Origin of the sequence: Sphingopyxis sp. C-1 (genome assembly GCF_001047015.1) — a bacterium.
Classification (GTDB): domain Bacteria; phylum Pseudomonadota; class Alphaproteobacteria; order Sphingomonadales; family Sphingomonadaceae; genus Sphingopyxis.
Genome location: NZ_BBRO01000001.1, coordinates 577,187 through 603,158 on the forward strand (window position 1 = coordinate 577,187; position 25,972 = coordinate 603,158).

21 protein-coding genes are annotated in these 25,972 nt (G+C 64.5%); 18 read left to right on the forward strand and 3 right to left on the reverse strand.

Features of this window, described 5'->3' with window-relative positions; translation table 11 throughout:
- Positions 1 to 16: 16 nt before the first annotated feature.
- The gene (glpD, locus tag SC1_RS02600; RefSeq protein ID WP_062177190.1) at positions 17 to 1,567 is read right to left on the reverse strand and encodes a glycerol-3-phosphate dehydrogenase; all 1,551 of its coding nucleotides are present in this window, start codon (positions 1,565 to 1,567) and stop codon (positions 17 to 19) included.
- A 183-nt stretch (positions 1,568 to 1,750) separates the two neighbouring features.
- Here glpD and zwf point away from each other — a divergent pair, with 183 nt between their 5' ends.
- The 11 genes from zwf to SC1_RS02655 all read left to right on the forward strand — a co-directional run bounded on the left by zwf (position 1,751) and on the right by SC1_RS02655 (position 16,361).
- The gene (gene zwf / locus SC1_RS02605) at positions 1,751 to 3,154 is read left to right on the forward strand and encodes a glucose-6-phosphate dehydrogenase (protein ID WP_062183432.1); all 1,404 of its coding nucleotides are present in this window, start codon (positions 1,751 to 1,753) and stop codon (positions 3,152 to 3,154) included.
- Positions 3,147 to 4,988, forward strand: a complete 1,842-nt coding sequence (gene edd, locus SC1_RS02610) for a phosphogluconate dehydratase (RefSeq protein ID WP_062177193.1) — start codon at positions 3,147 to 3,149, stop codon at positions 4,986 to 4,988. Before zwf ends, edd begins: the two co-directional genes overlap by 8 nt.
- 106 nt (positions 4,989 to 5,094) lie before the next feature.
- Entirely contained in the window at positions 5,095 to 5,718 is a 624-nt protein-coding gene (gene eda / locus SC1_RS02615; protein ID WP_062177196.1) for a bifunctional 4-hydroxy-2-oxoglutarate aldolase/2-dehydro-3-deoxy-phosphogluconate aldolase, read from the forward strand.
- Positions 5,719 to 5,806: 88 nt separating this feature from the next.
- Positions 5,807 to 7,357, forward strand: a complete 1,551-nt coding sequence (locus SC1_RS02620) for an HAD-IB family hydrolase (RefSeq protein WP_238586540.1) — start codon at positions 5,807 to 5,809, stop codon at positions 7,355 to 7,357.
- A 137-nt stretch (positions 7,358 to 7,494) separates the two neighbouring features.
- Positions 7,495 to 9,804 carry a glycerol-3-phosphate 1-O-acyltransferase gene (locus SC1_RS02625; RefSeq protein ID WP_238586541.1) on the forward strand — a complete coding sequence of 770 codons (2,310 nt, stop codon included), beginning with the start codon at positions 7,495 to 7,497 and terminating at the stop codon, positions 9,802 to 9,804.
- Positions 9,805 to 11,373 carry a wax ester/triacylglycerol synthase family O-acyltransferase gene (locus SC1_RS02630; protein WP_062177204.1) on the forward strand — a complete coding sequence of 523 codons (1,569 nt, stop codon included), beginning with the start codon at positions 9,805 to 9,807 and terminating at the stop codon, positions 11,371 to 11,373.
- 24 nt (positions 11,374 to 11,397) lie between these two features.
- Positions 11,398 to 12,846, forward strand: a complete 1,449-nt coding sequence (locus SC1_RS02635) for a DUF3336 domain-containing protein (protein ID WP_062177205.1) — start codon at positions 11,398 to 11,400, stop codon at positions 12,844 to 12,846.
- A 130-nt stretch (positions 12,847 to 12,976) separates the two neighbouring features.
- On the forward strand, positions 12,977 to 13,837 hold the full coding sequence (locus tag SC1_RS02640; protein ID WP_062177207.1) for an alpha/beta hydrolase: 861 nt from the start codon (positions 12,977 to 12,979) through the stop codon (positions 13,835 to 13,837).
- Positions 13,834 to 14,766, forward strand: coding sequence for an alpha/beta fold hydrolase (locus SC1_RS02645; RefSeq protein WP_062177209.1), 933 nt, complete (start codon positions 13,834 to 13,836; stop codon positions 14,764 to 14,766). Before SC1_RS02640 ends, SC1_RS02645 begins: the two co-directional genes overlap by 4 nt.
- 39 nt (positions 14,767 to 14,805) lie before the next feature.
- Entirely contained in the window at positions 14,806 to 15,807 is a 1,002-nt protein-coding gene (locus tag SC1_RS02650) for an NAD(P)H-dependent glycerol-3-phosphate dehydrogenase (RefSeq protein ID WP_062177212.1), read from the forward strand.
- 215 nt (positions 15,808 to 16,022) lie between these two features.
- On the forward strand, positions 16,023 to 16,361 hold the full coding sequence (locus SC1_RS02655; RefSeq protein WP_062177213.1) for a hypothetical protein: 339 nt from the start codon (positions 16,023 to 16,025) through the stop codon (positions 16,359 to 16,361).
- Positions 16,362 to 16,439: 78 nt separating this feature from the next.
- On the opposite strand, the gene SC1_RS02660 is transcribed toward SC1_RS02655, so the two are convergent.
- Positions 16,440 to 17,069 (reverse strand): TlpA disulfide reductase family protein, encoded by a 630-nt coding sequence (locus tag SC1_RS02660; RefSeq protein WP_062183435.1) that lies wholly within the window; start codon positions 17,067 to 17,069, stop codon positions 16,440 to 16,442.
- On the opposite strand from SC1_RS02660, the gene argH reads away from it, so the two are divergent.
- The 6 genes from argH (at position 17,068) to SC1_RS02690 (ending at position 22,697) form a co-directional block, all read left to right on the forward strand.
- Positions 17,068 to 18,444 (forward strand): argininosuccinate lyase, encoded by a 1,377-nt coding sequence (argH, locus tag SC1_RS02665; protein WP_062177216.1) that lies wholly within the window; start codon positions 17,068 to 17,070, stop codon positions 18,442 to 18,444. The two genes, SC1_RS02660 and argH, sit on opposite strands and share 2 nt — an antisense overlap.
- Entirely contained in the window at positions 18,444 to 18,695 is a 252-nt protein-coding gene (locus tag SC1_RS02670) for a hypothetical protein (protein WP_062177219.1), read from the forward strand. Before argH ends, SC1_RS02670 begins: the two co-directional genes overlap by 1 nt.
- Before the next feature lie 134 nt (positions 18,696 to 18,829).
- Complete coding sequence (gene lysA, locus SC1_RS02675) at positions 18,830 to 20,089, forward strand: diaminopimelate decarboxylase (protein WP_062177222.1); 1,260 nt, start codon at positions 18,830 to 18,832, stop codon at positions 20,087 to 20,089.
- Between the two features lie 61 nt (positions 20,090 to 20,150).
- Positions 20,151 to 20,684 carry a GNAT family N-acetyltransferase gene (locus tag SC1_RS02680; protein WP_062177225.1) on the forward strand — a complete coding sequence of 178 codons (534 nt, stop codon included), beginning with the start codon at positions 20,151 to 20,153 and terminating at the stop codon, positions 20,682 to 20,684.
- Between the two features lie 70 nt (positions 20,685 to 20,754).
- Positions 20,755 to 21,525 (forward strand): bifunctional precorrin-2 dehydrogenase/sirohydrochlorin ferrochelatase, encoded by a 771-nt coding sequence (locus tag SC1_RS02685; RefSeq protein WP_062177228.1) that lies wholly within the window; start codon positions 20,755 to 20,757, stop codon positions 21,523 to 21,525.
- Entirely contained in the window at positions 21,522 to 22,697 is a 1,176-nt protein-coding gene (locus SC1_RS02690; protein ID WP_062177230.1) for an aminotransferase, read from the forward strand. The genes SC1_RS02685 and SC1_RS02690 overlap by 4 nt, the downstream gene beginning before the upstream one ends.
- 9 nt (positions 22,698 to 22,706) lie before the next feature.
- Here the strand turns inward: SC1_RS02690 and SC1_RS02695 are convergent, their stop codons facing one another.
- Positions 22,707 to 23,657, reverse strand: a complete 951-nt coding sequence (locus SC1_RS02695) for a beta-propeller fold lactonase family protein (RefSeq protein ID WP_062177233.1) — start codon at positions 23,655 to 23,657, stop codon at positions 22,707 to 22,709.
- Positions 23,658 to 24,085: 428 nt separating this feature from the next.
- Between SC1_RS02695 and lepA the strand changes: the two genes are divergently transcribed.
- Positions 24,086 to 25,909 carry a translation elongation factor 4 gene (gene lepA, locus SC1_RS02700; protein ID WP_062177237.1) on the forward strand — a complete coding sequence of 608 codons (1,824 nt, stop codon included), beginning with the start codon at positions 24,086 to 24,088 and terminating at the stop codon, positions 25,907 to 25,909.
- Positions 25,910 to 25,972: the final 63 nt, after the last annotated feature.

The following is a 25,972-nucleotide window of genomic DNA, read 5'->3' on the forward strand; positions in this document are numbered from 1 at the left end:
CGCGCCAGGCCAGCTATCAGTCGTCTACGCGGCCGTCATAATATTCCGCGTCGGCGAGCCGCGCCTCGGTGACGAGGCGGGCGCTTTGTTCGGCGAGCGCGGCTATTTCATCCGGCGTGAAATGCAGCCCCAACTTGCTCCGCCGCCAAAGAATGTCGTCGGTCGTGCGCGCCCATTCGCGCGTCACCATCCAGCGGACTTCGGCAACGCTGAGTCCGTGGGCGATTTCACCGCCGAGCGCATCCCAGTCGGTCGCGTCGCCCAGCCAGCGGCGCGCATCGGTGCCATAGGCCTTGACGATGCGGTCGACGGTTGCGGCGGCCAGGAAGGGATAGGCGAGCCTATATTCAGTCTTTAGTGCCTCGGCACCGTCGGTCACGAAATCGCCGCCGGGCAGCGACGCTTTTCCTGTCCAGCGCCTGCCTGCCAGCGCGTCGATGTGCCCGGCAAGCTCGTCGACCGCGTCTTCGGCGACGTGGCGATAGCTGGTGATCTTGCCGCCATAGATGGTGAGCAGCGGCGCGCCTTCCGCCATGTCGAGGTCTATGCGGTATCCGCGCGTCGCCGCCTCCGGACGCCCCGATCCGTCCTCGATCAGCGGCCGGACGCCCGAATAGGTCCAGACGACATCGGCGGGAGTGATCGGCGCACGAAAATAGAGGCTGGCGCCTTCGCAAAGATAGGCGATTTCCTCGTCGCTTGCCTTCGCCTCGCTCGCCGGTCCTTCATGATCCTGATCGGTTGTCCCGATCAGCGTGAAGTCGCGTTCATAGGGAATCGCGAAGAAGATGCGCCCGTCGGGAAGCTGGAAGAAATAGGCATAGTCATGCTCGAAGACCTTGCGCACGACGATGTGCGAGCCGCGTACGAGCCGCATCTGGTGATCGGGTTCTGCGTCGGCGCGCTTCAGCAGGTCGAGCACCGCAGGCCCCGCCGCATTGACGACGCTGCGGCCAGCGAAACGATATTGGTGCCCCTGATCGTCGCGCGCATCGACGATCCACAACCCGTCCTCGCAGCGCAGCATTTCGGCCCGCGTGCGCGTGCGCACCCGCGCGCCATGATCGGCCGCGTCGCGCGCGTTGAGCGCGACAAGCCGCGCATCGTCGACCCAGCCGTCCGAATATTCGAAGCCTTTGACATATTGCGGCTGCAGCGGCCCACCTGCGGCATGGCGTCGCAAATCGATCGAACGCGTCGCCGGCAGCTTTTTGCGGCCGCCGATGTGGTCATAGAGGAAAAGGCCCAGGCGGAGCAGCCAGCGCGGGCGGAGCCCCGGCCGGTGCGGCAGCACGAAGCGCAGCGGACGGATAATGTGCGGCGCAATGCCCCACAATATTTCGCGTTCCTTCAGCGCCTCGCGCACAAGGCCGAATTCATAATGTTCGAGGTAGCGCAGCCCGCCGTGAATCAGCTTGGTCGATTTCGACGAGGTGCCCTCGGCAAGGTCATTTGCCTCGATCAACAGCACGCGCGCACCGCGTCCCGCGGCATCGCGCGCGACGCCCGCGCCATTGACACCGCCGCCGACGACGATGACATCATAAGGGGCAGGGCTGTCGAACATGGCGAATTCCTATGGCAGCGTTGTCCGATTTGCCAAGGGGCGACATCGTATGCGGCCTACGTATGCGCGTTGCATTCGCGGGGTGCATCCTCCAATTCTGAAATACTATCCAAGGGGACTGTAGTGAGCGTGAAAGTCGAAACCCTGATCCTGTTCGGCGCGACGGGCGACCTTGCGCAGCGCATGCTGTTCCCATCGCTCTATAATCTCCACGTCGACGGGCTGCTCGAAGACGCGCTGACGATTGTCGCCTCGGGGCGCTCGAAGATGGATCGGGCAGCATGCCACCAGATGGTCCGCGACGCGCTGACCGATCATCTCTCCGCCGATCGTCTCGACGACGGCCAGGTCGCGGGCTTCCTCGAACGCGTCGATTATTGTTCGGTCGATGCAGGCGCGGGCACGGGATATGACGAACTCGCGGCACAGCTCGGCGACCGGCTCGGTCGCCCGATCGGTGCCTATCTCTCGACCCCGCCCTCGATGTTCGGGCCGATTGCGCAGGGGCTGAAGGCCGCGGGCATCGCCTGCGCCGAATGCCGCATCGCGATGGAAAAGCCGATCGGGCAGGACCTTGTGTCCTCGCGCGACGTGAATGCGCAGGTCGGCGACGCTTTCGCCGAGGACCGCGTCTTTCGCATCGACCATTATCTGGGCAAGGAAACGGTCCAGAACCTGCTCGCGCTGCGCTTTGCCAATATGTTGTTCGAGCCGCTGTGGAATGCGCAGGCGATCGACCATGTCCAGATCACGGTTGCGGAAACCGTCGGGCTCGAAGGCCGCGTATCCTATTACGATGGCGTCGGCGCGCTCAAGGACATGGTGCAGAACCACATGCTGCAACTGCTCGCGATCATCGCGATGGAGCCGCCCGCGAGCGTCTCGTCGACCGCGGTACGCGACGAAAAGGTCAAGCTGCTCCGTTCGCTGCGCAAGATGACGGCCGAGGACGTGAAGTCGCACAGCGTCAAGGGCCAGTACACCAGCGGCGCAGTGAACGGCGGCGCGGTCGCGGGCTATGCCGACGAACTCGGCAACCCGTCGAACACCGAAACCTTCGTCGCGTTAAAGGCCTATATCGACAATTGGCGCTGGAAGGGCGTGCCCTTTTACCTGCGCACCGGCAAGCGCATGCCGCAGCGCAAATCGGAGGTGCTGATTCAGTTCAAGCCCGTGCCGCACAATATTTTCGCGCGCGTCGGCGCCGGCAAACTCGATGCGAACAGCATGATCATCAATTTGCAGCCCGAGGAAAATATCCGGGTCAAGGTGATGGCGAAACAGCCTGGCCTCGATCGCGACGGGGTGAAGCTCAAAGAAGTGACGATGGACGTCTCGCTCTCGCACAGCTTTGCGGGCGAACGTCGGCGTATCGCATATGAGCGTCTGCTGCTCGATTTCATCGAAGGCGACCAGACCCTGTTCGTGCGCCGCGACGAGGTCGAGGCGCAGTGGCAGTGGATCGATTCGATCCGCGACGCCTGGGCCGCGGTCGACATGGCGCCGCAGAATTACACGGCGGGAAGCTGGGGGCCGTCGAGTGCAATCGCGCTGATCGAGCGCGACGGAGCGAGTTGGCATGACTGATCTGAACCCCGTAATCGCCAAGGTTACCGACCGTATTATCCAGCGCAGCGCGCCGCGCCGCGCTGCCTATCTCGACCTGATGGAACGCCAGCGCGAGGCGGGGACCAATCGCGGCAATCTGTCGTGCGGCAATCTCGCGCATGGTTTTGCCGCGTCGGGCGATGACAAGGCGGTGATCCGGACCGGCGGCGCGATGAATATCGGCATCGTCACCAGCTACAATGACATGCTCTCGGCGCATCAGCCGTATGGCCGCTACCCCGAACAGATCAAACTCTTCGCGCGCGAAGTGGGCGCGACCGCACAGGTCGCGGGCGGCGTCCCTGCGATGTGCGACGGCGTGACGCAGGGGCAGGCGGGCATGGACCTGTCGCTGTTCAGCCGCGACAATATCGCGCAGGGCACGGTGATCGCGCTCAGCCATGCGATGTTCGAAAGCGCGCTGCTGCTCGGCATCTGCGACAAGATCGTTCCCGGCCTGCTGATTGGTGCGCTGCGCTTCGGCCACCTGCCGCAGATCCTCGTGCCGGCGGGGCCGATGCCCTCTGGCCTTGCGAACAAGGAAAAGCAGCGCGTCCGCCAGCTTTATGCCGAAGGCAAGGCGACGCGTGACGAGTTGCTCGAGGCCGAAGCGGCGTCCTATCACGGCGCGGGCACCTGCACCTTCTATGGCACGGCGAACAGCAACCAGATGATGATGGAACTGATGGGGCTCCACGTTCCCGGCAGCGCCTTCACCAACCCCGGCACCAAGCTGCGGCAGGAACTGACGCGCGCCGCGACGCACCGAATTGCCGAGATCGGCTGGGATGGCGACGATTATCGCCCGCTTGCGCGCTGCATCGACGAAAAGGCGATCGTCAACGCCGCGATCGGGCTTCTCGCCACCGGCGGCTCGACGAACCATGCGATCCACCTGCCCGCAATCGCGCGCGCGGCGGGGATTATCATCGACTGGCAGGATTTCGACGAGCTGAGCCACGCCGTGCCTTTGCTCGCGCGCGTCTATCCGAACGGCGCGGGCGATGTGAATAATTTCCACGCTGCCGGCGGCATCGGCTATATCGTGCGCGAGCTGCTCGGCGCCGGTTTGCTGCACGGCGATGTGCTGACCGTCGGCGGCACGATGGCCGATTATGCCTCCGAGCCTGTGCTCGTGGACGACGAACTCCGCTGGCAGGCCGCGCCGGAGACCAGCCGCGACGACACCATGCTGCGTCCGGTCGCGGCGCCCTTTTCGCCCGATGGGGGCATGCGCCTGCTCGCAGGCAATCTCGGCCGCGCGATCATCAAGACCAGCGCCGTGGCCCAGGATCGTTGGACGATCGAGGCGCCGTGCCGGATCTTCGACGACCAGAATCAGGTGCTCACCGCATTCAAGGCGGGTGAACTGGAACGCGACGTTGTGGTCGTCGTCCGCTTCCAGGGCCCGCGCGCCAACGGCATGCCCGAACTGCACAAGCTCACACCCGCGCTCGGTGTGCTGCAGGACAAGGGATACCGCGTCGCATTGCTCACCGACGGCCGCATGTCGGGCGCCAGCGGCAAAGTTCCTGCGGTGATTCACCTTTCACCCGAAGCTTTGCCCGGCCCCGATGGGGTGAGCGGTCCGCTCGCCTATCTTCAGGACGGGGACATCGTGCGCGTGTGCGCGGTGAACGGCGAAGCGGTCGCGCTCGTGGACGAGGCCGAGTGGGCATCGCGCACACCGGCCGCCGCGCCGCCGCCAGCGCTTGGCGTCGGGCGCGAATTGTTCGCGCTGTTCCGCCATCACGCCGACGAGGCGGAGAAGGGCGGTTCGGCGGTGCTCGCGGCGATGGAAATGGTGACCTAAGTCCTCAAACCCGTTTGTCCTGAGCTTGTCGAAGGACCGTATTTCCCTTCCAGCGGGTCAAGAAAAGAACAGCCCTTCGACAAGCTCAGGGCGAACGGAGATTGAAATGTCGGATTCAGGTATCGAGCAGATCATGCGCATCGCGCCGGTCATCCCGGTGATCGTCATCGACCGCGTCGAGGATGCGGTCCCGATGGCCGAGGCGCTCGTCGCGGGCGGCCTCAGGGTGCTCGAAGTGACGATGCGGACCCCCGCGGCGCTCGATGCGATCCGGGCGATGAAGGCGGTGCCCGGCGCGGTGGTCGGCGCGGGGACGGTGCTCAACCCCCGGATGCTCAAGGACGCCATTGACGCGGGCTCCGAATTCATCGTCTCCCCGGGCCTTACCGACAGCCTCGGCGAAGCGGCGGTGGCAAGCGGCATCCCGTTCCTGCCCGGCGTCGCCAATGCATCGAATATCATGGCGGGGCTCGACCTCGGACTCGACAGCTTCAAATTCTTCCCTGCCGCGACAAGCGGCGGCATTCCGGCATTGAAGGCGCTCACGGGGCCGTTCGGCGGGATCAATTTCTGCCCGACCGGCGGGATCAGCGCCGCGACCGCACCCGAATGGCTCGCGCTGGGGCCCGTGCTTTGCGTCGGTGGCAGCTGGGTCGTCCCGTCGGGGCCGCTCGACCCGGTGCGGGTCGAAGCTCTCGCGCGCGAGGCGTCGGCACTTTCGGGCCATTGATTAACCCCATTTTACCTGTCATCGTGCAGGGATAAGCGGCAACATAGCCGCTGGTGGGGAGATACGGGTGCCAAGGCCGCAGCCACATTTGGAAGAAGTTCTCAGCTCCGAACCCGGACCGCACATCGCCGCACTGTTCGATTTCGACGGCACGATCATCTCGGGCTATTCGGCGACCGCGATGCTGCGCGAGAAATTTCAGCGCCGCGAAATGTCGGTCGAGGAGATTGCCGAGACCGCACAGGTCGTCGCGCAGCACAGCCTCGGCCAGATCGGTTTCTCGGGGCTGATGACCGCCGCCGCCAAATTCATGAAGGGCGTCGATGAGGAGAGCTTTGTCGCGTTTGGCGAAGAGCTCTACAAAAAGCATATCGCGCGGAAAATTTACCCCGAGACGCGGGCGATTATCGAGGCGCATCAGGCAAAGGGGCATCGCGTCGCAATCATCTCGTCGGCGACGATCTACCAGATCGAACCGACCGCGCGCGACCTTGGCATCACCGACATAAAATGCTCGGCCTATGAGATCGAGGACGGTGTTTTCACTGGTGAGATCATCCGACCGCTGTGCTTTGGCGATGGGAAGGTGCTTGCCGCCGAGGAACTCGCCGCCGAATATGGCCTCGATCTCGATCAGAGCTTTTTCTACTCGGACAGCGACGACGATATCGAACTGCTCGAACGCGTCGGCAAGCCGCGGCCGCTTAATCCGAACATGAAGCTGAAGGGCATCGCCGATGAGCGCAACTGGCCCGTCCAGCGCTTTGCTAGCCGCGGCACGCCGTCGTGGATCGACTATACGCGCACCATTTACGCAACAGGCTCGCTCGTCGGCGCCTTCGCTGCTGGCCTGCCGATCTGGGCGCTGACCCGATCGCAGCGTGAGGCGGTCAATTTCTCGATGGGACTGTTCGGCGATTTCGCGACCGCGATCACCGGCGTCGAGCTGGAGGTCGAGGACGAACGCCATCTCTGGTCATCGCGCCCATGCGTCTTCATCTTCAACCATCAGAGCAAGGCGGACGTGATGATCCTCGCCAAGCTCATCCGCCGCGACATGGGCGGGGTGGGGAAGAAGGAGATCAAGGACATCCCCATCCTCGGCAAGCTGATGGAATGGGGCGGCACCGTCTTCGTCGACCGTGCCGACGGCAAGAGCGCGATCAAGGCGATGGAGCCCCTCGTCGACGCGATCCGCGAGGAAGGAAAGTCGATCTGCATCGCGCCCGAAGGGACGCGCAGCCTGACGCCGAAGCTTGAACCCTTCAAAAAGGGCGCGTTCCACCTTGCAATGCAGGCGGGCGTTCCGATCGTCCCGATCGTCATTCACAATGCGACCGACGTGGCGCCGAAGAATGAGTTCGTGATGCGTCCCGCAACGGTGCGCGTCACGGTGCTGCCGCCCGTCGACACGTCGAAATGGAGCCCGCGGACGATTAACAATCACGTCCGTGACGTCCGCAACATGTTCCTGCGTACCTTGGGGCAGCCTGAGGAGAGCGTGGCGGAATCGGTGGCGAAAGAGCCGGCGGCTGCTCCGCCTGAGGCCAAGACGAAGAAGGCAGCTGAAAAGAAGCCCGCAGCGAAGAGAAAGGCTCCGGCCAAGAAAGCCGCCGCGCGAAAGGAAAAGAAGGCCTAGCCATGTTTCACCTCGTCATTGCGAGCGAAGCGAAGCAACCCAGGGCGGCTTACGCGACACTGGATTGCCGCGTCGCTTCGCTCCTCGCAATGACGGCGGTCTAAACCGTGGCGGACGGAACGCCCCGCACCCCTATCGTGGCGGAGCAGGCGGCCGACCGGCTTTATATCATCGACGCGCGCAACGGGGTCGAGCGGCGCCTGCTCCTCGACTGGATCCATTCGACGAGCGGCGATGACGAACCGGCCTGGGCAAGTCTCGATATCGAGGATGGCGACCATGCGCTGCCCGTCGACGTGCTTCAGACGCGGCTTGGCGGTGCACCGTCGCGGCTGGTGGTGCCCCTGCGCGTCGCTTGGCGCATCCCCGGGTTCGACAGGGACCGCGCGCTCAAATTCCGCCACCTGATCTTCGGCGATCCGCGTCATCCGGGCCCGCTCCGGTCCCGGCTGATTCTGCTCCGCGATCGCCGCCGGGCGCAGATATTGGTCGGCGAGGCGGCGACGCTCGACACGCTCCGCGACCGCTTTTGCGCGCAAACGGGCGGCGGCGACGGCGAGGGCGCGGACAGCCCGGAATTCGCGGGCTTCGTCGCGCGGCAGGCGGCGCTTGCGCTCGACGTTGCGGAGCGCGGCATTCGGGGGACGCGTTACAAGGTGCCGCGCTTCGTCGCCGATGGCCTGCGCACCAGTCCCAAATTCCGCGCCGCGCTCGCCGATCTGGCGGAGAAGACGGGCCGCCCGGTCGGCGATCTCTATCGCGAGGCACGGCCGCTGATGAAGGAAGTCATCGCGCGGCCGTCGGCGCTCTTCCTCGACCTTCGCGCGCGGCTCGATCGCATGATGTTCGGCGGATATGCGCCTGAAATGGAAATCGACGCGGCGGAGCTCGCGAAGCTGCGGGGCATCCTGCGCGAGCATCCCACCGCGATTCTCTTCACGCACAAAACCTATATCGACGGCGCGACGCCCAGCCGGCTGACATATGAGAACGACATGCCGATGCTGCACAGCTTCGGCGGCGCCAATCTCGACTTCGCTGTGATGGGCGAATTCTTCCGCCGATCGGGGATGATTTTCATCCGGCGCAGCTTTCAGGATCAGCCGGTCTATAAGCTTGTGCTGCGTCATTATATCGCGTGGCTGCTCGCCAAGCGTTTCCCCCTGAGCTGGGCGTTCGAGGGAACGCGATCGCGGCTCGGCAAGCTGATGCCGCCCAAATATGGGCTGATGAAATATGTCCTCGACGCGGCACATGCGACGGGCACGCGCGATGTGCATTTCGTTCCCTTCGTCACCAGCTTCGACCTGATCCGCGATGTCGAGGAATATGCGGCCGAACAGACGGGGCGGAACAAGAAGCCCGAAAGCCTGTCATGGTTTATTGGCTATATGAAAAGCCTGAAGGAACCATCGGGCCGCATCCGCCTGGACATCGGCAATCCCGTGGTGATCGACGAAGCGCCGGCCCCCGACGACAGGCGCGCGCTCGAGAAGATCGCCTTTGCGGTCGCAGTCGAGGCGAACCGCGTCACCCCGCTCACCGTCACCTCGGTCATGTGCCTGATCCTGCTCGGCATGGCGCCGCGGGGGGCAACTGCCGCGGAACTTCTCGGCGCGATCGGCGCGGTGACCGACTGGGCGCGTGCACGCGATATCCGTCTCAGCCGCGAACTGGAGAGCGGCGACGACGGCGCGCTGTCGGCAACCGTCGATACGCTGGTCGAGAGCGGCCTGCTGACGCGTTACGAGGCGGGCAGCGAGAATGTCTATTCGATCGACCCCGCCAAACATCCGATGGCAAGCTATTACCGCAACATCATCGCGCATCATTTCCTCGACCGTGCGATGATCGAACTCGCCCTGTTCGAACTGCGCGATGGCGACAGCGGCGATGCGACGGCTGCCTTCTGGGCGAAGATCGACCGCCTTCGCGATCTGTTCAAATTCGAATTCTTCTACCCGCCCCGCGACGAACATCGCGCCGCGTTGGAGGCCGAACTTGCCCGCATCGACCCGGTGTGGGACCGCCGGCTTGCGAGCGGCGACCGCGGTGTCGCGCAGCTTCTACGCCGTTGTCAGCCCGTCGTCGGTCACGCGATCCTGCTGCCCTTCGCCGAGGCCTATTCGGTCGTCGCCGAACAGCTTGCGCGGGCGAATCCCGGCGATGCGGTCGACGAAAAGGCGCTGCTCGACGCGGCGCTGGTCGAGGGGCGGCAGGCCTGGCTGCTCCGCCGTATCAGCAGCGAGGCGGCGATCGGAAAATTGCTCTTTGCCAACGGCCTGTCGCTGATGCGCCACATGGGGCTCGCGGAAGAGGCGACGCCGGTGAATCTCGCGGCGCGCCGCGCGCTGCTGATGGAACTGCGCGGCCTCGCCAACGTCATGGAGACGATGCGGCTTTCGACCGTCGCGCTCGCCGACCGCTTGCCGGGTTCAGGAGGATAAATGCTCAAACAGCTTAGCGCGCAGGACGCCCAGTTCCTCTACACGCAGACCGCGAACAATCTGACGCACATCATGGGGGTCTATATCTATGACCCCTCGACCGCGCCGGGCGGTTTCGTGCGCTTCAAGGACATCATCCGCCACGTCGAAAGCCGAGTCGACACCTCGCCACTGTTCAAGCGGCGGTTGCATCGCCTGCCGTTCGACATGGACCATCCCTATTGGGTCGAGGACGAGCATTTCGACATCGAGGCGCATATGAGCCACGCGCGCCTGCCCGAACCCGGCGACTGGCGGCAATTCTGCATCGCGGTCGCGCGCTGGTTCTCAAAGCCGATGGATATGAATCGCCCGCTCTGGGACATTTATATCATCGAGGGGCTCGACCGCATTCCGGGCATCCCGAAGGGCAGCTTCGCGATGCTCCACCGCGTTCATCATGCAGCGGTCGACGGCGCGTCGGGGGCGCACGCCTTTATCGCGATGAGCGACATCGATGCAAAGGGCACGCCCGCGATACCCGAACCGCCGCCGGTCGAGGAATTGGGCAAGGCACCGTCGAGCACCGAAACCCTCTCGCGCGCCTGGTCGGCATCGATGCAGTCGCCGGTCAAGTTCATGAACGCGCTCATGAAGATGTCGCCCGCGATCATCTCTTCGGCGCGGAAGTCGATTTCCGAGGGCGGCATGACCGCTGGAGTCCCCGAAACGCGCTTCAACGTGGCCGTCGGCCCGCACAAGATGTTCGACGCGACGACGGTCGCGCTGACCGACGTGGCGGAAATACGCAAGAAAGTGCTCGGTGCGACGGTCAATGACGTGGTGCTGACCACCGTCGGCGGCGCGCTGCGCAAATATCTTCAGAAGCATAAGGAACTGCCGAACGAGAGCCTTGTCGCGGTCGCGCCGATCAATCTGCGCGGAAAGGGCGGAAAGGCATCGACCCCGGGCAATCAGGTGTCGGCGATGAGCGTCCCGATCCGCACCGACATCGCGGGACCGCTCGAACGGCTCGCGGCGATCCGCGACTATACGGTCGAGGCGAAGGAGGCGAAGGCCGGGGTCAGCGCGCGGATCATGACCGACCTGTCGCAGCATATTCCGGGCGCCACGATGGCGGCGGTTGCCCGGCTCGTGACCAGCGAGCGTTTCGCGGTGCGCGGCACCAACCTCTTCATCTCGAATGTCCCCGGCGCGCAGGTGCCGCTCTATCTGGCCGGTGCTCAGTTGGTGCAGCAGCATGGCATGGCACCGCTCGCGAACAATATGGGGCTGTTCGTTGCGACCCCAAGCTATAACGGCCGGATCGCCTTCTCGATCATCGGCGAACGCTCGATCATGCCCGACATCGCCTTTTTCCGCGAATGCATCGACGAAAGTTTCGCCGACCTGATGGCCGCGACGCCGAAACCCGAAAAGCCGAAAGCCGCTACGGCAAAGCCGAAAGCGGCGCCCAAACCCGCCCCCAAATCCAGGGCAAAGCCAAAGGCGACGGCCCAAACTGCGACAAAAGCCAGGGTGAAACCGGTTGCTAAAGCGAACGCAACCGGCAAGACTCGGAAAAAATAAACCATGCTCTCGCAGGATTACCGAATGCTTTTCACCCCGACGCTCAGCGCCGATCGCGATCTTGTGACCGCAACCGATTATGCCGCCTGGTCGAAAGCGGCGCAGGAACATGACCGCAAATCGGGGATGTCGGCATGGCGCGCCGCCGATGAGAGCAAGCATTTCGATTATAAGGCGATCCGCGCGCGGCTGGAAAAGCTGCGCAAGCTATCCGCCGCGGGTGACGTCAAGGGGCTGCTCTTTGTCCTGAACGAGGGCATTCACGGCAATATCGACGGCATGGGACACGAACGGCTGTACCAGAAGGCGCGTTTCGGCACGAAAAAGCTGATCGAGGATTATGTCGCGGAGGTCGTCGCCTCGCTCGACAAGATTGCTGCCGCGCGCAGCATCGGCCGCGACGAGAAGCGCGATTTCTTCCGCCGTGCGCAACATTGCTATGGCCGCTCGGCGCTGCTGCTCTCCGGCTCGGGCAGCTTCCTCTTCTTCCATATCGGTGTCGTAAAGGCCTTGTGGGAAGAGGGTGTGTTGCCCGCGATCATGTCGGGCGCGAGCGGCGGGTCGATCGTCGCCGCAGTCGTCTGCACGCGCAAAAATGCCGACATCGGTGCTTTCCTGGAAAGCGAACGCCTCGCCAATCCCGACCGCGATCCGGAGGGGCGGCGTCTTGCACCCGACGAGGTCCGCGCGCGGCTCGCCGACCTGATCCCCGACCTCACCTTTCAGGAGGCCTATGAGGTCAGCGGGCGGCACCTCAACGTTTCGGTCGCGCCCGCCGAAAAGCATCAGAACGGCCGGCTGCTGAATGCGATCACCGCGCCGAACGTGTTGATCCGCGAGGCGGTGCTCGCTTCGTGCGCGGTGCCGGGAGTCTTCCCGCCGGTGATGCTGATGGCGCGTGACGATGCGGGCAACCGCGTACCCTATCAGCCCGATCGGCGCTGGGTCGATGGTTCGGTGACGCACGACATTCCGACCAAGCGGCTCGAACGACTCTATGGGGTCAATCACCATATCGTCAGCCAGGCGAACCCGATCGCGCTGCCGTTCGCGACCGACACGCGTAAGCAGATGGCGCCGATCGAGGCGATTCAGCACGCGTCGATGACGACCTTCCGGGCGTGGCTCAACGCAAATATGGTGATCTTCCAGAAGCCGCTCGAATGGGTGCCGCCGCTCAACAGCATCGCCAACATGGCGCGTTCGGTGATCAATCAGGAATATACCGGCGACATCAACATCATCCGCCCGCCCAAATTCTGGTCGCCGACCAAGATTTTGAGCGATCTGGGACAGGAAGATATCGACGAACTGATCGATACGGGTGAGCGCACCGCTTGGCCGAAGGTCGAAATGGTGCGTACCCAGACCGCAATCAGCCGCGCGCTCGAAGCCATATTGGCGAAGATCGACAAGGCGGGTGACGACGGCCCCGGCCACCGCAGCGCCGCGCTGCAAAAGGCGGTTCGCTAGATGCGTCGAGACTTTGAACTGCCCTTTTGCCCGTTCGTGCTGAGCTTGTCGAAGCACCGTATTTCCTTTGGCGACGCTGAAAGAAAGAACGGCCCCTCGACAAGCTCAGGGCGAACGGTTGGGATTTGATATGACAAGCGGAGCGGTGATCCTGCCGGCCGAATCCGCGGGTGCGGGCGCAAAGCTTCACGTCACCCACTGGCTGCCCGAGGGGCGCCCGCGCGCGGTGGTCTTGCTTGCGCACGGTTATGCCGAGCATGCCGGGCGCTATGAATATGTGGCAAAGCGCCTGACCGACGCGGGCTATGCAATCTATGCGGTCGACCATTGGGGTCACGGCAATTCGGACGGCGACGGCGGTTTCGTCCCGCGCTTTTCTGCCTTTCTCGACGGCATGACCGAACTTCTGACGCTCGTCGAGATCAATCATGGCGATACGCCGCGCCTGTTGCTCGGCCACAGCATGGGCGGACTGATCGCGACTTTGTTCCTCGTCGAACGGCAGCAGGCGTTTCTCGCCGCCGCCGTTTCGGGACCCGCAATTCTGCCCGCCGAACCGCCGTCGCGCTTCACTGTCTGGATCAGCCGTTTCCTTGCGCGCTTCTTCCCGCGCCTCGGCGTGCTGTCGCTCGATGCAAACGGCGTCAGCCGCGATCCGCTGGTCGTTGAGGCCTATAAGGCCGACCCGCTCGTCTACACCGGCAAGATCGGCGCGCGGCTCGGCAAGGAATTCATGGATGCAATGGCGGTCGCGCAGGCCGATGCGCCGAAGATACGCCTGCCGATCCTGATCCAGCATGGCGAGGCCGACCGCCTCACCGCGCCTGCTGGGTCGCGCTATCTGTTCGATAATGTGGCATCGAAGGACAAGCGCCTCGAAATCTATCCCGGCTTGTTCCACGAAATCTACAATGAGCCCGAACGCGACGCGGTGCTCGATGATCTGATCGGATGGTTCGACGCGCATGTGAAGGGACCGGCTGCGGCATGAAAATCCTGCTGGTCCTAATTTTCGCGCCGCTCATCACGCTCGCGCTCCTCTATTTCCTCTTTCCCGAACAGCTTGTGCAACTGATGCGCTGGCTGATGCGCAGACGCGCACGGTTGGTGCGCAAAACGGTGACGGTGGGCGGTCGTAACTGGCCCTATCTAGAGGGCGGCGATCCGTCGAAGCCGACGCTTGTGATGGTCCATGGCTTCGGTGCGGACAAGGATCACTGGACCTTTTATGCGCCGTGGATGACGCGCGACTATCATCTGATCGCGCCCGACCTGCCGGGTTTTGGCGAGAATGACCGCGACCGCGAACTGCCCTTCGACGTGACCAGCCAGGCGCGGCGGCTCAAGGATTTTCTGGACGCACTGGGTATCGAGCGCCCGCATCTTGGCGGCAACAGCATGGGCGGCTGGATCGCGCTGCGCTTTGCGATCGATTATCCGGGCAGCTTGCGCACATTGACGCTGATGAACAATGCCGGGATTATCGGCGCCGACGAAAGCGAGCTACAGAAGCTGGCGGCGGGGCGCGACTATAATCCGCTCGTGCTCGCCAATCTGGAGGATGCCGACCGCCTGATCGCCTTCGTCGTCCGCAAGCCGACGCATGTGCCGGCGCGGCTCAAGCCCGTCATCTATGCCGATGCGCTGAAACACCGCGACCTGCTCGACCAGATTTTCTGGATCATCGCCGACGAGATGGAGCAGAAGCCGCTCAACGACCAGCTTGGCGGTGTGAAGGTGCCGACGCTGATCATCTGGGGCCGCCACGACAAGCTGATCGATGTGAGCTGCGTCGCGGTGCTCGAAGCTGGTATCGTGGGCAGTAAGTCGCATATCTTCGAACATGTCGCGCATGTGCCGATGATCGAGGATCCCAAGGCGACCGCAGAGGTACAGCGCGAGTTTCTTGCCAAGCATTGAAACTGCCGTCAGTCTCTCTTCGAAAACAGGGAGGGCGGGATGCGGTTGAAAGTGGGGCTGCTCGGCGGGGGTAGCTGGGGAACGACGGTTGCGTCGGTGGTGTCGCGCAACGCGCCGATCACGCTTTGGGCGCGCGATGCCGAGACGGTCGATGGCATCAACAGCGATAATGAGAACCGCCGATATCTGCCCGGCATCAAGCTGCCCTCGGCGCTCCGTGCGACCGCGGACATGGCGGAGGTCGTCGCGGGCGCCGATGTGCTGGTCATGGGGGTCCCCTCGCACAGCTTTCGCAGCGTTCTAGAGGAAGCGCGCAACCACCTGCGCCCGTGGGTTCCGGTAATCAGCCTGACCAAAGGGCTCGAACTTTCTTCGGGCAAGCGCATGACCGAGCTGATCGAGGAGGTCCTTCCGGGCCACCCCGTCGGCGTTCTGACCGGCCCGAACCTCGCGCGCGAAATCATGACGGGGCAGGCGGCGGCTAGCGTGCTTTCGATGGAGGATGAGATCGTCGTGCGCGCGCTCCAGCCCGTGTTCCACTCGGGGCTGTTCCGCGTCTACACCAACACCGACCTTCTCGGCTGCGAACTCGGCGGAGTGCTCAAGAATATCATCGCGATCGCGGTCGGCATGGGCGACGGCCTCGGCGCGGGCGACAATACGCGTTCGGCGCTGATGACGCGCGGGCTCTCCGAAATCACCCGGCTCGGCGTCGCGATGGGCGGGCGGGCGGAAACCTTTGCGGGGCTCACCGGCATGGGCGACCTGATCGCGACATGCACCAGCCCCTTGTCGCGCAACCGCCATGTCGGCGTCGAACTCGGCAAGGGGCGGCCGATCGACGAGATTATCGCGGGCATGAACATGGTCGCCGAGGGCGTGAAGAGCGCGCCGACCGTGATTGCGCTTGCCGAACGTTACGGCCTCGACATGCCGATTGCGCGCGACGTCTATGACGTGACGCAGGGAAAACGCAGCGCGCAGGACGTGTTTCGCGGCCTGCTGAAATCCAGCGTCGGCGACGAATCGCATCCCGGCTAAGCTTATCCCTGTCATTGCGAGGAGCCGAAGGCGACGCGGCAATCCAGAGCGTGCAAGCCCGCCACTGGATTGCTTCGCTTCGCTCGCAATGACGAGAATCTACGATTCCACCGTCAGACGTGCCGAATCTCCGTTAAGCCGGGAATAAAAGGGCGGTCTGCTTCGTTGACTCACCTGACCGGCTCGCTAGCGGGCCGGCAATCAGGAGATGGACGATGAAAAAATGGACCACCCTCGCTATTCTCGTGGCTCTCCCCGCCACAGCCGCCGTCGCTGCCGTGCCCTATGGCTCGATGCCGCCGGGCTTTGAGGCGCCGCATATCCGCACTACCCCGATTGCGGGCGTCGTGAACCAATATTGGTATAATTACAAAGCCGACATTCTGGAGGCGGAGAAGGAATTGCGGAGCGACCTTCGCCACTCCACCGACCGCGAAGACCGCTGGGATGCGTGGGACGAGTGGGAGAATGAAATCGTCGATGCCGACAAGGATTATGTGAAGGAAATGCGCAAGAAGGGCTATCGCAGCGGCCGCGTGACGGTCGGCGGCTAAGCTCGATCAAGTTCCCCGGAGCCTTGCTCTGGGTCGCAGGGAAGGGTGGGTGTCATGGGGCACCCGCCCTTTCTTGTATCAGCGGCTTGCCTCGGCCAGCAGCGCTTGCGCTTCCTTGCCCTGCCAGTCGATGGCGCCGACAACGCGCCATATTTCGCGACCTTCGGCATCGTAATAGATGCTGGTCGGCAGCGCGCTGCTCGCGGCGTCGAGCAGGCCGTTCTCGGGATCGACATAGGGTTGCAGCGCCTTCAAGCCGGCTTTCTGGAACCAGGGATCGACCACCTCGGCGCCTTTCAGATCCTGCGCCACCGCGATCACGGTCATGCGATCGCCGCTTTTCGCCGCGAGCGCGTCGAGCGTCGGCATCTCGGCGACGCACGGCGCGCACCATGTCGCCCACAGATTGACGAGCAGCGGTTTGCCGCGAAAGTCGGCGAGCGTGACGGGCGCATCGTCGGGGCCGCGAAAGCCGACCGTCGGTGCCGCCTTGCCCTTGCCCGTGCGCTCGACCTGATGTTGAAAATGGCCGACGCCGCCATCCTTCGCTTGGCCGGGCGAAATATTTGCTTGGCCGTCTGCGGCTTGCTCGCCCGGCGGCTTTTCCCTATCGCAGCCCGCGATTGATCCGGCCAGAAATATGGCGAGGATCGCAAGAGACGGATTTGGGACGCGGCGGATGGCGAATACTCCGGATAGCAACAGCATGTGGGGCGGCCGCTTCGGTGGCGGACCCGCGGCGATCATGCAAGAGATTAACGCATCGATTCCCGTCGACAAGCGCCTGTGGGAAGAAGATATCGCGGCCAGCCGCGCGCATGCGACGATGCTCGGCGCCGCGGGAATTATCGCGGCCGAGGATGCGGTGGTGATCGACCGCGGGCTGGCGCAGATCGCCGACGAGTTCGCCGCGAACGGTGTGCCCGTCGACCTCAGCCTCGAAGACATCCACATGACCGTCGAATCGCGGCTCAAGGAACTGGTCGGCGAAGCCGCCGGCCGCCTCCACACCGCGCGCTCGCGCAACGACCAGGTCGCGACCGATTTCCGTCTGTGGACGCGCACCGCGTGCGAGCGCATCGACGCGGGGTTGCAGGCGATCCAGACCGCGCTGCTGACGCGCGCCGACGAACATGCGGGCAGCATCATGCCCGGCTTCACGCATTTGCAGGTCGCGCAGCCGGTGACGCTCGGCCATCATCTGCTCGCCTATGTCGAAATGTTCGGCCGCGACCGTTCGCGCTTCGCCGATGCGCGCCGCCGCCTCAACGAATCGCCGCTCGGCGCCGCGGCGCTGGCGGGCACCGGTTTTCCGGTCGATCGCCATGCCACCGCGGCCGCGCTCGGTTTCGATCGCCCGATGGCGAACAGCATCGATGCCGTCTCCGACCGCGACTTCGCGCTCGAATTCTGCGCGTCGGCGTCGATCGCCGCAATCCACCTTTCGCGCCTCGCCGAGGAAATCGTGATCTGGGCCAGCCAGCCCTTCGGTTTCATCAGCCTGCCGGACGCATGGTCGACGGGCAGCTCGATCATGCCGCAAAAGCGCAACCCCGACGCCGCCGAACTGGTGCGCGGGCGCGCGGGCCTGCTGCTCGGCGCGTTCCAGCGGCTCGCCGTGATCGTGAAGGGCCTGCCGCTCACCTATTCGAAGGATCTGCAGGACGACAAGGAAACGGTCTTTGGCGCCTTTGATGCGCTCGCGCTGTCGCTGGCGGCGATGACCGGGATGGTCGAGACGCTGACCTTTCGTACCGACCGCATGCGCGCGCTCGCCGCGTCGGGCTATTCGACCGCGACCGACCTTGCCGACTGGCTGGTGCGCGAGGCGGGCCTCCCGTTCCGCGAGGCGCATCATGTGGTCGGCGCCTGCGTGAAGCGCGCCGAGGAATTGGGCGTCGAACTCTCAGCGCTGCCCGCCGGGGACGCCGCCGCGATCCATGCCGAGGTCACTCCCGAGGTGCTCGCGGCGCTGACCGTCGAGGCATCGGTCGCCAGCCGCACCAGCTATGGCGGCACGGCGCCGGACGGGGTAAGGAAGGCCGTGGCCGCAGCCCGCGCGGCGCTCGAAGGACAAATATGATGGCGACCAAGCGCCTCATCATGACTGTGTTCGCCGCAACCGCGCTGCTCGGCGCGTGCGGCAGCAGGGAAGATCTGAAGCCCGTGGCAGGCCAGCCTGCACCGGTGATTCCCGTCGGCGCCACCAGTGCCCCGACAACGGAGGAGCTTACGACGCCTGACGCGCAGGCCCGGCCAGCGCGCAGCGACGAACTTCTCAAACGATCCGAACAACGCGAAACCGACGATTTTGACTTGCCGCCTCCGGGCTGATTGAAGTCGGGAGCCGCCCTCCATTCCGTTCGTGCTGAGCTTGTCGAAGCACCGTTCGTCTTGAACGTCGGAAAGGGGAAGGACGGCCCTTCGACAAGCTCGGGGCAAACGGCGCATATATTTAGGATCTACTTGTGAATCATTTTGAAATTCGGGACGGCGTGATGCACGCCGAAGATATTCCGCTGCCACGCATTGCCGAAGAAATCGGCACCCCAGTCTATGTCTATTCGCGCGCGACGCTCGAACGTCATGCACAGGCGTTTCGCGACGGGCTGAAGGACGTGCCCAAGAAGCATCTCGCCTTCGCGATCAAGTGCAACCCCAACCTTGGCGTGCTGCGCGTCCTCGCGCGGCAGGGCTATGGCGCTGACGTCGTGTCGGGCGGCGAACTCGAACGCGCGCTCGCGGCGGGTATGGCGGCCGAGGATATCGTCTTTTCGGGCGTCGGCAAGACGCGCGCCGAACTGGCGCAGGGGCTCGACCGCGGTATCGGTCAGTTCAACATCGAGCATGAGCCCGAGGGTGTCGCCCTCGCCGAGATCGCACTCGCAAAGGAAATGACCGCCCCCGCGGTGCTGCGCGTCAATCCCGACGTCGATGCGGGCACGCACGCCAAGATCTCGACCGGCAAGGCCGAAAACAAGTTCGGCGTCGGTATCGACGTCGCACCCGAAATCTTCGGCCGGCTGTCGGCGCTTCCGGGGCTCAATATGCGCGGCATTGCGGTGCATATCGGCAGCCAGCTTACCAGCCTCGAACCGCTCGAAGCGGCGTTCAAGCGTGTGGGCGAACTCGTCGCCGAACTGCGCGCTGCGGGGCACAGCATCACCCATGTCGATCTCGGCGGCGGCCTCGGCGTGCCGTACAAGGCTGACGACAATCCGCCGAGCCCCGCCGAATATGGTGCGATGGTCGCGCGGGTGACAAAGGATTGGGACGTCACTCTGATGTTCGAACCCGGCCGCGTTATCGCGGGCAACACCGGCGTGCTGTTGACCGAGGTTCTCTGGGTCAAGCCCGGCGCGACGAACCCGTTCGTGATCGTCGATGCCGCGATGAACGACCTCGCGCGTCCCGCACTCTACGACGCCTATCACGACTTTGTTGCCGTCAAGCCGACCGGTGAGACGATGACGGCGTCGATCGTCGGCCCGGTGTGCGAGACCGGCGACACCTTCGCGCGCGACCGCGTCACCGACAAGGTCGAACCGGGCGATCTTGCCGTGTTTCGCACCGCGGGCGCCTATGGCGCGACGATGGCGTCGACCTACAACAGCCGCAGCCTGGTGCCCGAGGTGCTCGTCGATGGCGACCGCTATGTCGTCGTCGCCGACCGCATCACCGCGGGCACGATCATGGCCGCCGAGCGCGTGCCCGACTGGATCGACTGAGGCGGGTCTTCGAAGTCCTACCCAGGTTGAAAATATCGGATCGGTCGGCGAGAGTAAGCATATGAGGCCGACCGATCCGATGCAGATCAGCCAGGTGGACGATTTTCCGACCGCCGATTTTGCCGCGTGCGATTTTTCGTTCGACATTTCGCAGGCCATCGCTTTCCCATATGATGACCCGCGGCAGCTCCATCCTGTCTCGCCGCGACGCAAGGATTATAACTGGGATCCTGCCGACTGGGATGGCGTGGCACCGGGGTGCAAGGCGCTCTTCATCGCTCGATCGGGCGATCGGATCCTGGGTTATGCCAGAATGTGCGAATGCTGGAACGGGATGGCGGACCTTGCGGAAATTGCGGTCGACCGCTGGGCGCGGGGACGCGGGGTGGCGGCCGCACTCTTGGCAAGGGTCGAGGTCTGGGCACGTGATACGGGCTTAGAGCTGATCCGTCTGGAAACCCAGTCGAATAACCCGGCGGCTTGCCGTATCTATGCCCGCGCTGGCTACACGCTGGGCGGCTTCGACCAAAAGCTTTACGCGGGCGGGCCCCATGAGGGCGAAGTCGCGCTCTTTTGGTACAAGGATTTGCGGTGAAAGCTGCACGGCTTTCTCGATCCGCGCCAGGCTCGCCGCCCGGGCCGACGAATAATGGCAGGACCGTCTGATGCACCAGTTCCCCGTCTTTCTGAATCTCCGCGGCCGCACGGTCGTGCTGGTCGGGGAGGGGGAGGCTGCCGATGCCAAGGCGCGGCTGATCGCGCGCGCCGGCGGCCGGGTCGTGCCGGAGTGGCGGGAAGACGCCACAATCGCCTTCGTCGCGCTCGACGATGACGCGCAAGCACGCGCCGCCGCGCAGGCGCTCCGCGCGCGCGGGCTGCTCGTCAACGTCGTCGACCGCCCCGACCTTTGCGATTTCACGACGCCCGCGATCGTCGACCGCGCGCCGGTGACGATCGCGATCGGGACGGGCGGCGCGTCGGCGGGTCTCGCAAAGGCTGTTCGCCAGCGGATCGAAGCTTTGCTCCCGGCCCGGCTCGGCGCGCTCGCTTCGGCGCTCCATGCGGCACGCGGCGCCATGAAGGCACGTTGGCCCGCCGCTGCCGACCGCCGCCGCGCGATCGACGCGGCGCTTGCAAGCGGCGGTGCGCTCGACCCGCTCGATCCCGGGGCTGCCGATCGGGTCGAAACCTGGCTGGAGAGCGACGCCTCGATCCAGCCATCGCGCCTCGAAACCGTCCGCCTCGCCAGCGCCGATCCCGACGACCTCACCCTCCGCGCCGCGCGCCTGCTCGGCGAGGCCGACCATATCTTCCACCCGGCGCGCGTTCCCGCCGCCATCCTCGATCGCGCGCGCGCCGATGCGGTGCGCCATGTCGCTGATGCGCCGCCCACCGACGCGCCGGTCGGCCTGTCGATCTGGCTTTTGCTCTCATGAGCTCGGTCCACCCGCTCTATGCCGCGATGGAGCCGACGATCTTCGAGCATATGTCGGGGCTCGCGCGGGCGCATGGCGCGATCAACCTTGGGCAGGGCTTTCCCGACGAGCCGCCGCATCCCGACATGATCGCTGTTGCGGCGCGCGCGCTCGCCGAACAATCGAACCAATATCCCCCCGCCTTCGGCCTGCCCGAACTGCGCGATGCGATCTGCGCCTTCTATGCACGGCGGCAGGGCCTCGCCCTTTCGCGCGAGCAGGTGAACGTAACGTCGGGCGCGACCGAGGCGCTCGCCGCGGCCATCCTCGCGCTGGTCGCGCCGGGCGACGAGGTGATCCTGTTCCAGCCGGCCTATGACAGCTACGCGCCGATGGTCCGCCGCGCGGGCGGCGTGCCCGTGTCGGTCGCGCTCGCGCCGCCCGGCTGGCGTTACGACGCAGCGCGGATCGCCGCCGCGATCACTCCGCGCACGCGTGTGCTGATGTTCAACGACCCGCTCAATCCCTCGGGTACAGTCGCGAGCGAAGCCGAACTCTCGATGCTCGCCGACATCTGTGTGCGGCACGACCTTTCGGCGATCTGCGACGAGGTTTGGGAGGATGTCCGCTTCGACGGCGTGCCGCATCGCTCGCTCATGTCTTTTCCGGGAATGGCCGAACGCACGGTAAAGATCGGATCGGCGGGCAAGATATTCGGTCTGACGGGATGGAAGGCCGGCTGGATGTGCGCCGCACCCACGCTCGCGACGGCACTTGGCCGCGCGCACCAGTTCCTGACCTTTACGACGCCCCCTGCGCTGCAATGGGCGGTGGCGGAGGGGCTGGGCCGGCCCGATAGCTGGTTCGCGCCGCAGCGCGCGCGTTGGGCCGCGTCGCGCCAGCATCTCCGCGACGCGCTCGATGCCGCAGGTTTCGCCGTGCTGCCCAACGCCGCGACCTGGTTCCTGTGCATCGACCTCGCCGCATCGGGGATCGCGCTGTCCGACCGCGAGTTCAGTGAACGCGCGGTGCGCGAAGCCGGGGTCGCCTCGATCCCCGTCTCGGCGCTTTTCGAAGGCGATGGCCCGCGCAATATCCTGCGCCTCTGCTTTGCGAAGGAGGGCGCGATACTCGACGAGGCGGTCGCGCGCCTCGCCGCCTTTCGCGACAAATTGCTGGCCGAAAAGGCCTAGGGTCACGCCCTAGGGCGCGATCGCCAGCCCGTCGCCATTCTTGCCCGCCGCGATCCGGCGCAGCACTTCTCCGCTCGCGACATCGATTTCCGCTACCTTGTCGTGCCCGGTCTCGGCGGCATAAAGCCGCTTCGAATCGGCGCTGAACAACAAGGTGACCTGCCCCTTCGCCTGCTCGCCCGACACTTTGATCGTTTTCAGCGGGGCGCGCGTTTCGGCGTCGAACAGGCTGATCGTACCGCTCGCGATATTGCTCGTTGCGACAAGCTTGCCGTCGGGGCTCGCCAGTACCCGGATCGCGACCGGATCGACGGGCAACTCGGTGATTTTCTTGCCGGTCTTCGTATCCCAGATCGACACGCGCGGCGCATCGAGGTCGCCGACCCACAGTTCGCGCCCGCGCTTCGTCAGCGCCAGCCCCTCGGGCTTGCCGCCGATCGTCAGGTCGCGCAGCTTCTTCGCGGTCTTGAGGTCGAGCACGCTCACCGTCCCTGCCCCAATATTCGCGGTATAGGCCGTGCGATTATCGGGCGCGACGACGATCATATGCGTGCCCTTCTGCCCGGTCGAAATCGACGTCAGCTTGCCATCGGGCGCGACCACGGCGACCGACTCGCTGCCTTCGGTCGTCGCGACCAGCCGCCCGTCCGACAGCCACAGCAGCCCGTGCGGCCGCTGATTGGGGCTAAGGTCGATCGTGCGGACCTTCGTCCGGCTCGCGACATCGAACACATCGACCGTGGTGCTGCCATAGGCGACGACCGCCGCCTGCTTGCCATCGGGCGACACCGCAATCTCGTGCGGCATCTTGCCGGTCGGCAGCCGCGCCAGTTCCTCCCCCGACGCGAGCGCGATGACGCTCAGCGTATCCTCGCCCTTGTTGCCGACGAGCAGCGTCTCCGCAGCGGCGGGCGCAGCAAGCGCAAGGGCATAGAAGGCGGCGGCGATGGTGCGGTGCATGACAGATCTCCCGGTTGCGACGGCGGCACCCTATCCAGCAGAGCACCGCGGACAACCCCGCTTCGACGAGCGACATGACTGCGATTGCAGGTCAACTGAGTAGCATCCCAACGCTTCCTGGCCATGTCGCCGAGCCACAAAATCCCTTTCCTACTTTATTTCGCCATGTCAGCTTCATGTCCGGCTCTTTGAATCTTCGAAATCTGCTGCACCGCCGCTGCGCGAAACATCGCGCTCGCGTGCGATCTTTGCGACCTTTCGCCTGTCGGCGCCGTAGGGAACCTTCGCGACCTTTGCTCCAGCGTGCTTCGCTAACCCGTTGATTTCCGATCTGGGGAAGTGACAAGTCTGACAAGTTAGGCCGGGACTCCGGCAATCGACGCCACTCCCTACTGACAGCGGGGCTTTCGCCTGCTAACGCGCCGCGCATGACCACGCCCTTGTCCCATATCCGCAATTTTTCGATCATCGCGCACATCGATCACGGGAAATCCACGCTCGCCGACCGGTTGATCCAGTTTACCGGGGGGCTGACCGCGCGCGAGATGTCGGCGCAGGTCCTTGATAATATGGACATCGAGAAAGAGCGCGGGATCACGATCAAGGCGCAGACGGTGCGCCTGAAATATAAGGCGCACGACGGCGAGACCTATGAGCTCAACCTCATGGACACGCCCGGCCACGTCGACTTCGCCTATGAAGTGTCGCGGTCGCTCGCGGCGTGCGAGGGAGCGTTGCTTGTCGTCGACGCGGCGCAGGGGGTCGAGGCGCAGACACTCGCGAATGTGTATCAGTCGATCGAGCACGACCATGAGATCGTGCCGGTGATCAACAAGATCGACTTGCCCGCGGCCGACGTCGACAAGGTGAAGGCCGAGATCGAGGACATCATCGGCCTGCCCGCCGACGACGCCGTGCTCGCCTCGGCGAAGTCGGGGATCGGTATCGAGGAATGCCTCGAGGCGATCGTGACCAAGATCCCGCCGCCGAAGGGCGACGCTGCGGCGCCGCTGCTCGCGATGCTTGTCGACAGTTGGTACGACCCCTATCTGGGCGTCGTCATCCTTGTCCGCGTCGTCGATGGCATCCTTAAAAAAGGCCAGCAAATCAAGTTCATGCAGGCGGGCACGAGTCACCTGATCGATCGCGTCGGCTGTTTCACGCCAAAGCGCGAGGAACTGACGGAAATCGGCCCGGGCGAGATCGGGTTCATCACCGCGCAGATCAAGGACGTCGCGCAGGCGCGCGTCGGCGACACCGTGACCGACGCCAAGAAACCCGCCGCGGCGCCGCTGCCGGGGTTCAAGGAAGTCCAGCCGGTCGTCTTCTGCGGCCTGTTTCCGACCGACGCGAACGATTTCGAGAAATTGCGCGAGAGCATCCAGAAGCTCCGCCTCAACGACGCGAGCTTCTCGTTCGAGATGGAAAGCTCGGCCGCGCTCGGCTTCGGTTTCCGGTGCGGCTTCCTGGGCCTCCTTCACCTCGAGATCATCCAGGAGCGGTTGACGCGCGAATATGACCTCGACCTGATCACCACCGCGCCGTCGGTGGTGTACAAGCTGAAGCTCGGCCATACGAAGAATGAGGCGGCGAAGGAGATCGAACTCCACAACCCCGCCGACATGCCCGACCCGAACCGCATCGACGAGATCGAGGAACCGTGGATCGAGGCGGTGATTTACGTGCCGGACGACTATCTCGGCCCGATCCTGAAGCTGTGCCAGGACCGCCGCGGGGTGCAGAAGAACCTGACTTATGTCGGCGGCCGCGCCCAGATCACCTATGAACTGCCGCTCAACGAGGTCGTGTTCGATTTCTATGACCGGCTGAAGAGCATCAGCCGCGGCTATGCGTCGTTCGACTATCACCAGATCGGCCACCGCCCCGGCGACCTCGTCAAGATGAGCATCCTCGTCAACAACGAACCGGTCGACGCGCTGAGCATGATCGTGCATCGCGGATCGGCCGAAACCCGCGGCCGCGGCATGTGCGAGCGGCTGAAGGATCTGATCCCGCGCCACATGTTCAAAATCCCGATCCAGGCCGCGATCGGCGGGAAAGTGATCGCCCGCGAAACCATCGCCGCGCTGCGCAAGGACGTGACCGCGAAATGCTATGGCGGCGACGCGACCCGCAAGAAGAAGCTCCTCGAAAAGCAGAAAGAGGGCAAAAAGCGGATGCGCGAATATGGCAATGTGAACATTCCGCAGGAAGCCTTCATTGCGGCGCTACGGATGGGCGACGACGCCTGATCCGCAGAATGAGCACCCAACGCCACCCCGGTCAGGAGCGGGGTGACGAAGGGGGAGGGGGCG

Bases quoted from the DNA above. Each gene is read 5' to 3' on its own strand.
- glpD (WP_062177190.1), bottom strand. From the start codon at position 1,567: ATGTTCGACAGCCCTGCCCCTTATGATGTCATCGTCGTCGGCGGCGGT.
- zwf (WP_062183432.1), top strand. From the start codon at position 1,751: ATGCTGTTCCCATCGCTCTATAATCTCCACGTCGACGGGCTGCTCGAA.
- edd (WP_062177193.1), top strand. From the start codon at position 3,147: ATGACTGATCTGAACCCCGTAATCGCCAAGGTTACCGACCGTATTATC.
- eda (WP_062177196.1), top strand. From the start codon at position 5,095: ATGTCGGATTCAGGTATCGAGCAGATCATGCGCATCGCGCCGGTCATC.
- SC1_RS02630 (WP_062177204.1), top strand. From the start codon at position 9,805: ATGCTCAAACAGCTTAGCGCGCAGGACGCCCAGTTCCTCTACACGCAG.
- SC1_RS02635 (WP_062177205.1), top strand. From the start codon at position 11,398: ATGCTTTTCACCCCGACGCTCAGCGCCGATCGCGATCTTGTGACCGCA.
- SC1_RS02640 (WP_062177207.1), top strand. From the start codon at position 12,977: ATGACAAGCGGAGCGGTGATCCTGCCGGCCGAATCCGCGGGTGCGGGC.
- SC1_RS02645 (WP_062177209.1), top strand. From the start codon at position 13,834: ATGAAAATCCTGCTGGTCCTAATTTTCGCGCCGCTCATCACGCTCGCG.
- SC1_RS02650 (WP_062177212.1), top strand. From the start codon at position 14,806: ATGCGGTTGAAAGTGGGGCTGCTCGGCGGGGGTAGCTGGGGAACGACG.
- SC1_RS02655 (WP_062177213.1), top strand. From the start codon at position 16,023: ATGAAAAAATGGACCACCCTCGCTATTCTCGTGGCTCTCCCCGCCACA.
- argH (WP_062177216.1), top strand. From the start codon at position 17,068: ATGTGGGGCGGCCGCTTCGGTGGCGGACCCGCGGCGATCATGCAAGAG.
- SC1_RS02660 (WP_062183435.1), bottom strand. From the start codon at position 17,069: ATGCTGTTGCTATCCGGAGTATTCGCCATCCGCCGCGTCCCAAATCCG.
- SC1_RS02670 (WP_062177219.1), top strand. From the start codon at position 18,444: ATGGCGACCAAGCGCCTCATCATGACTGTGTTCGCCGCAACCGCGCTG.
- SC1_RS02680 (WP_062177225.1), top strand. From the start codon at position 20,151: ATGAGGCCGACCGATCCGATGCAGATCAGCCAGGTGGACGATTTTCCG.
- SC1_RS02685 (WP_062177228.1), top strand. From the start codon at position 20,755: ATGCACCAGTTCCCCGTCTTTCTGAATCTCCGCGGCCGCACGGTCGTG.
- SC1_RS02690 (WP_062177230.1), top strand. From the start codon at position 21,522: ATGAGCTCGGTCCACCCGCTCTATGCCGCGATGGAGCCGACGATCTTC.
- SC1_RS02695 (WP_062177233.1), bottom strand. From the start codon at position 23,657: ATGCACCGCACCATCGCCGCCGCCTTCTATGCCCTTGCGCTTGCTGCG.
- lepA (WP_062177237.1), top strand. From the start codon at position 24,086: ATGACCACGCCCTTGTCCCATATCCGCAATTTTTCGATCATCGCGCAC.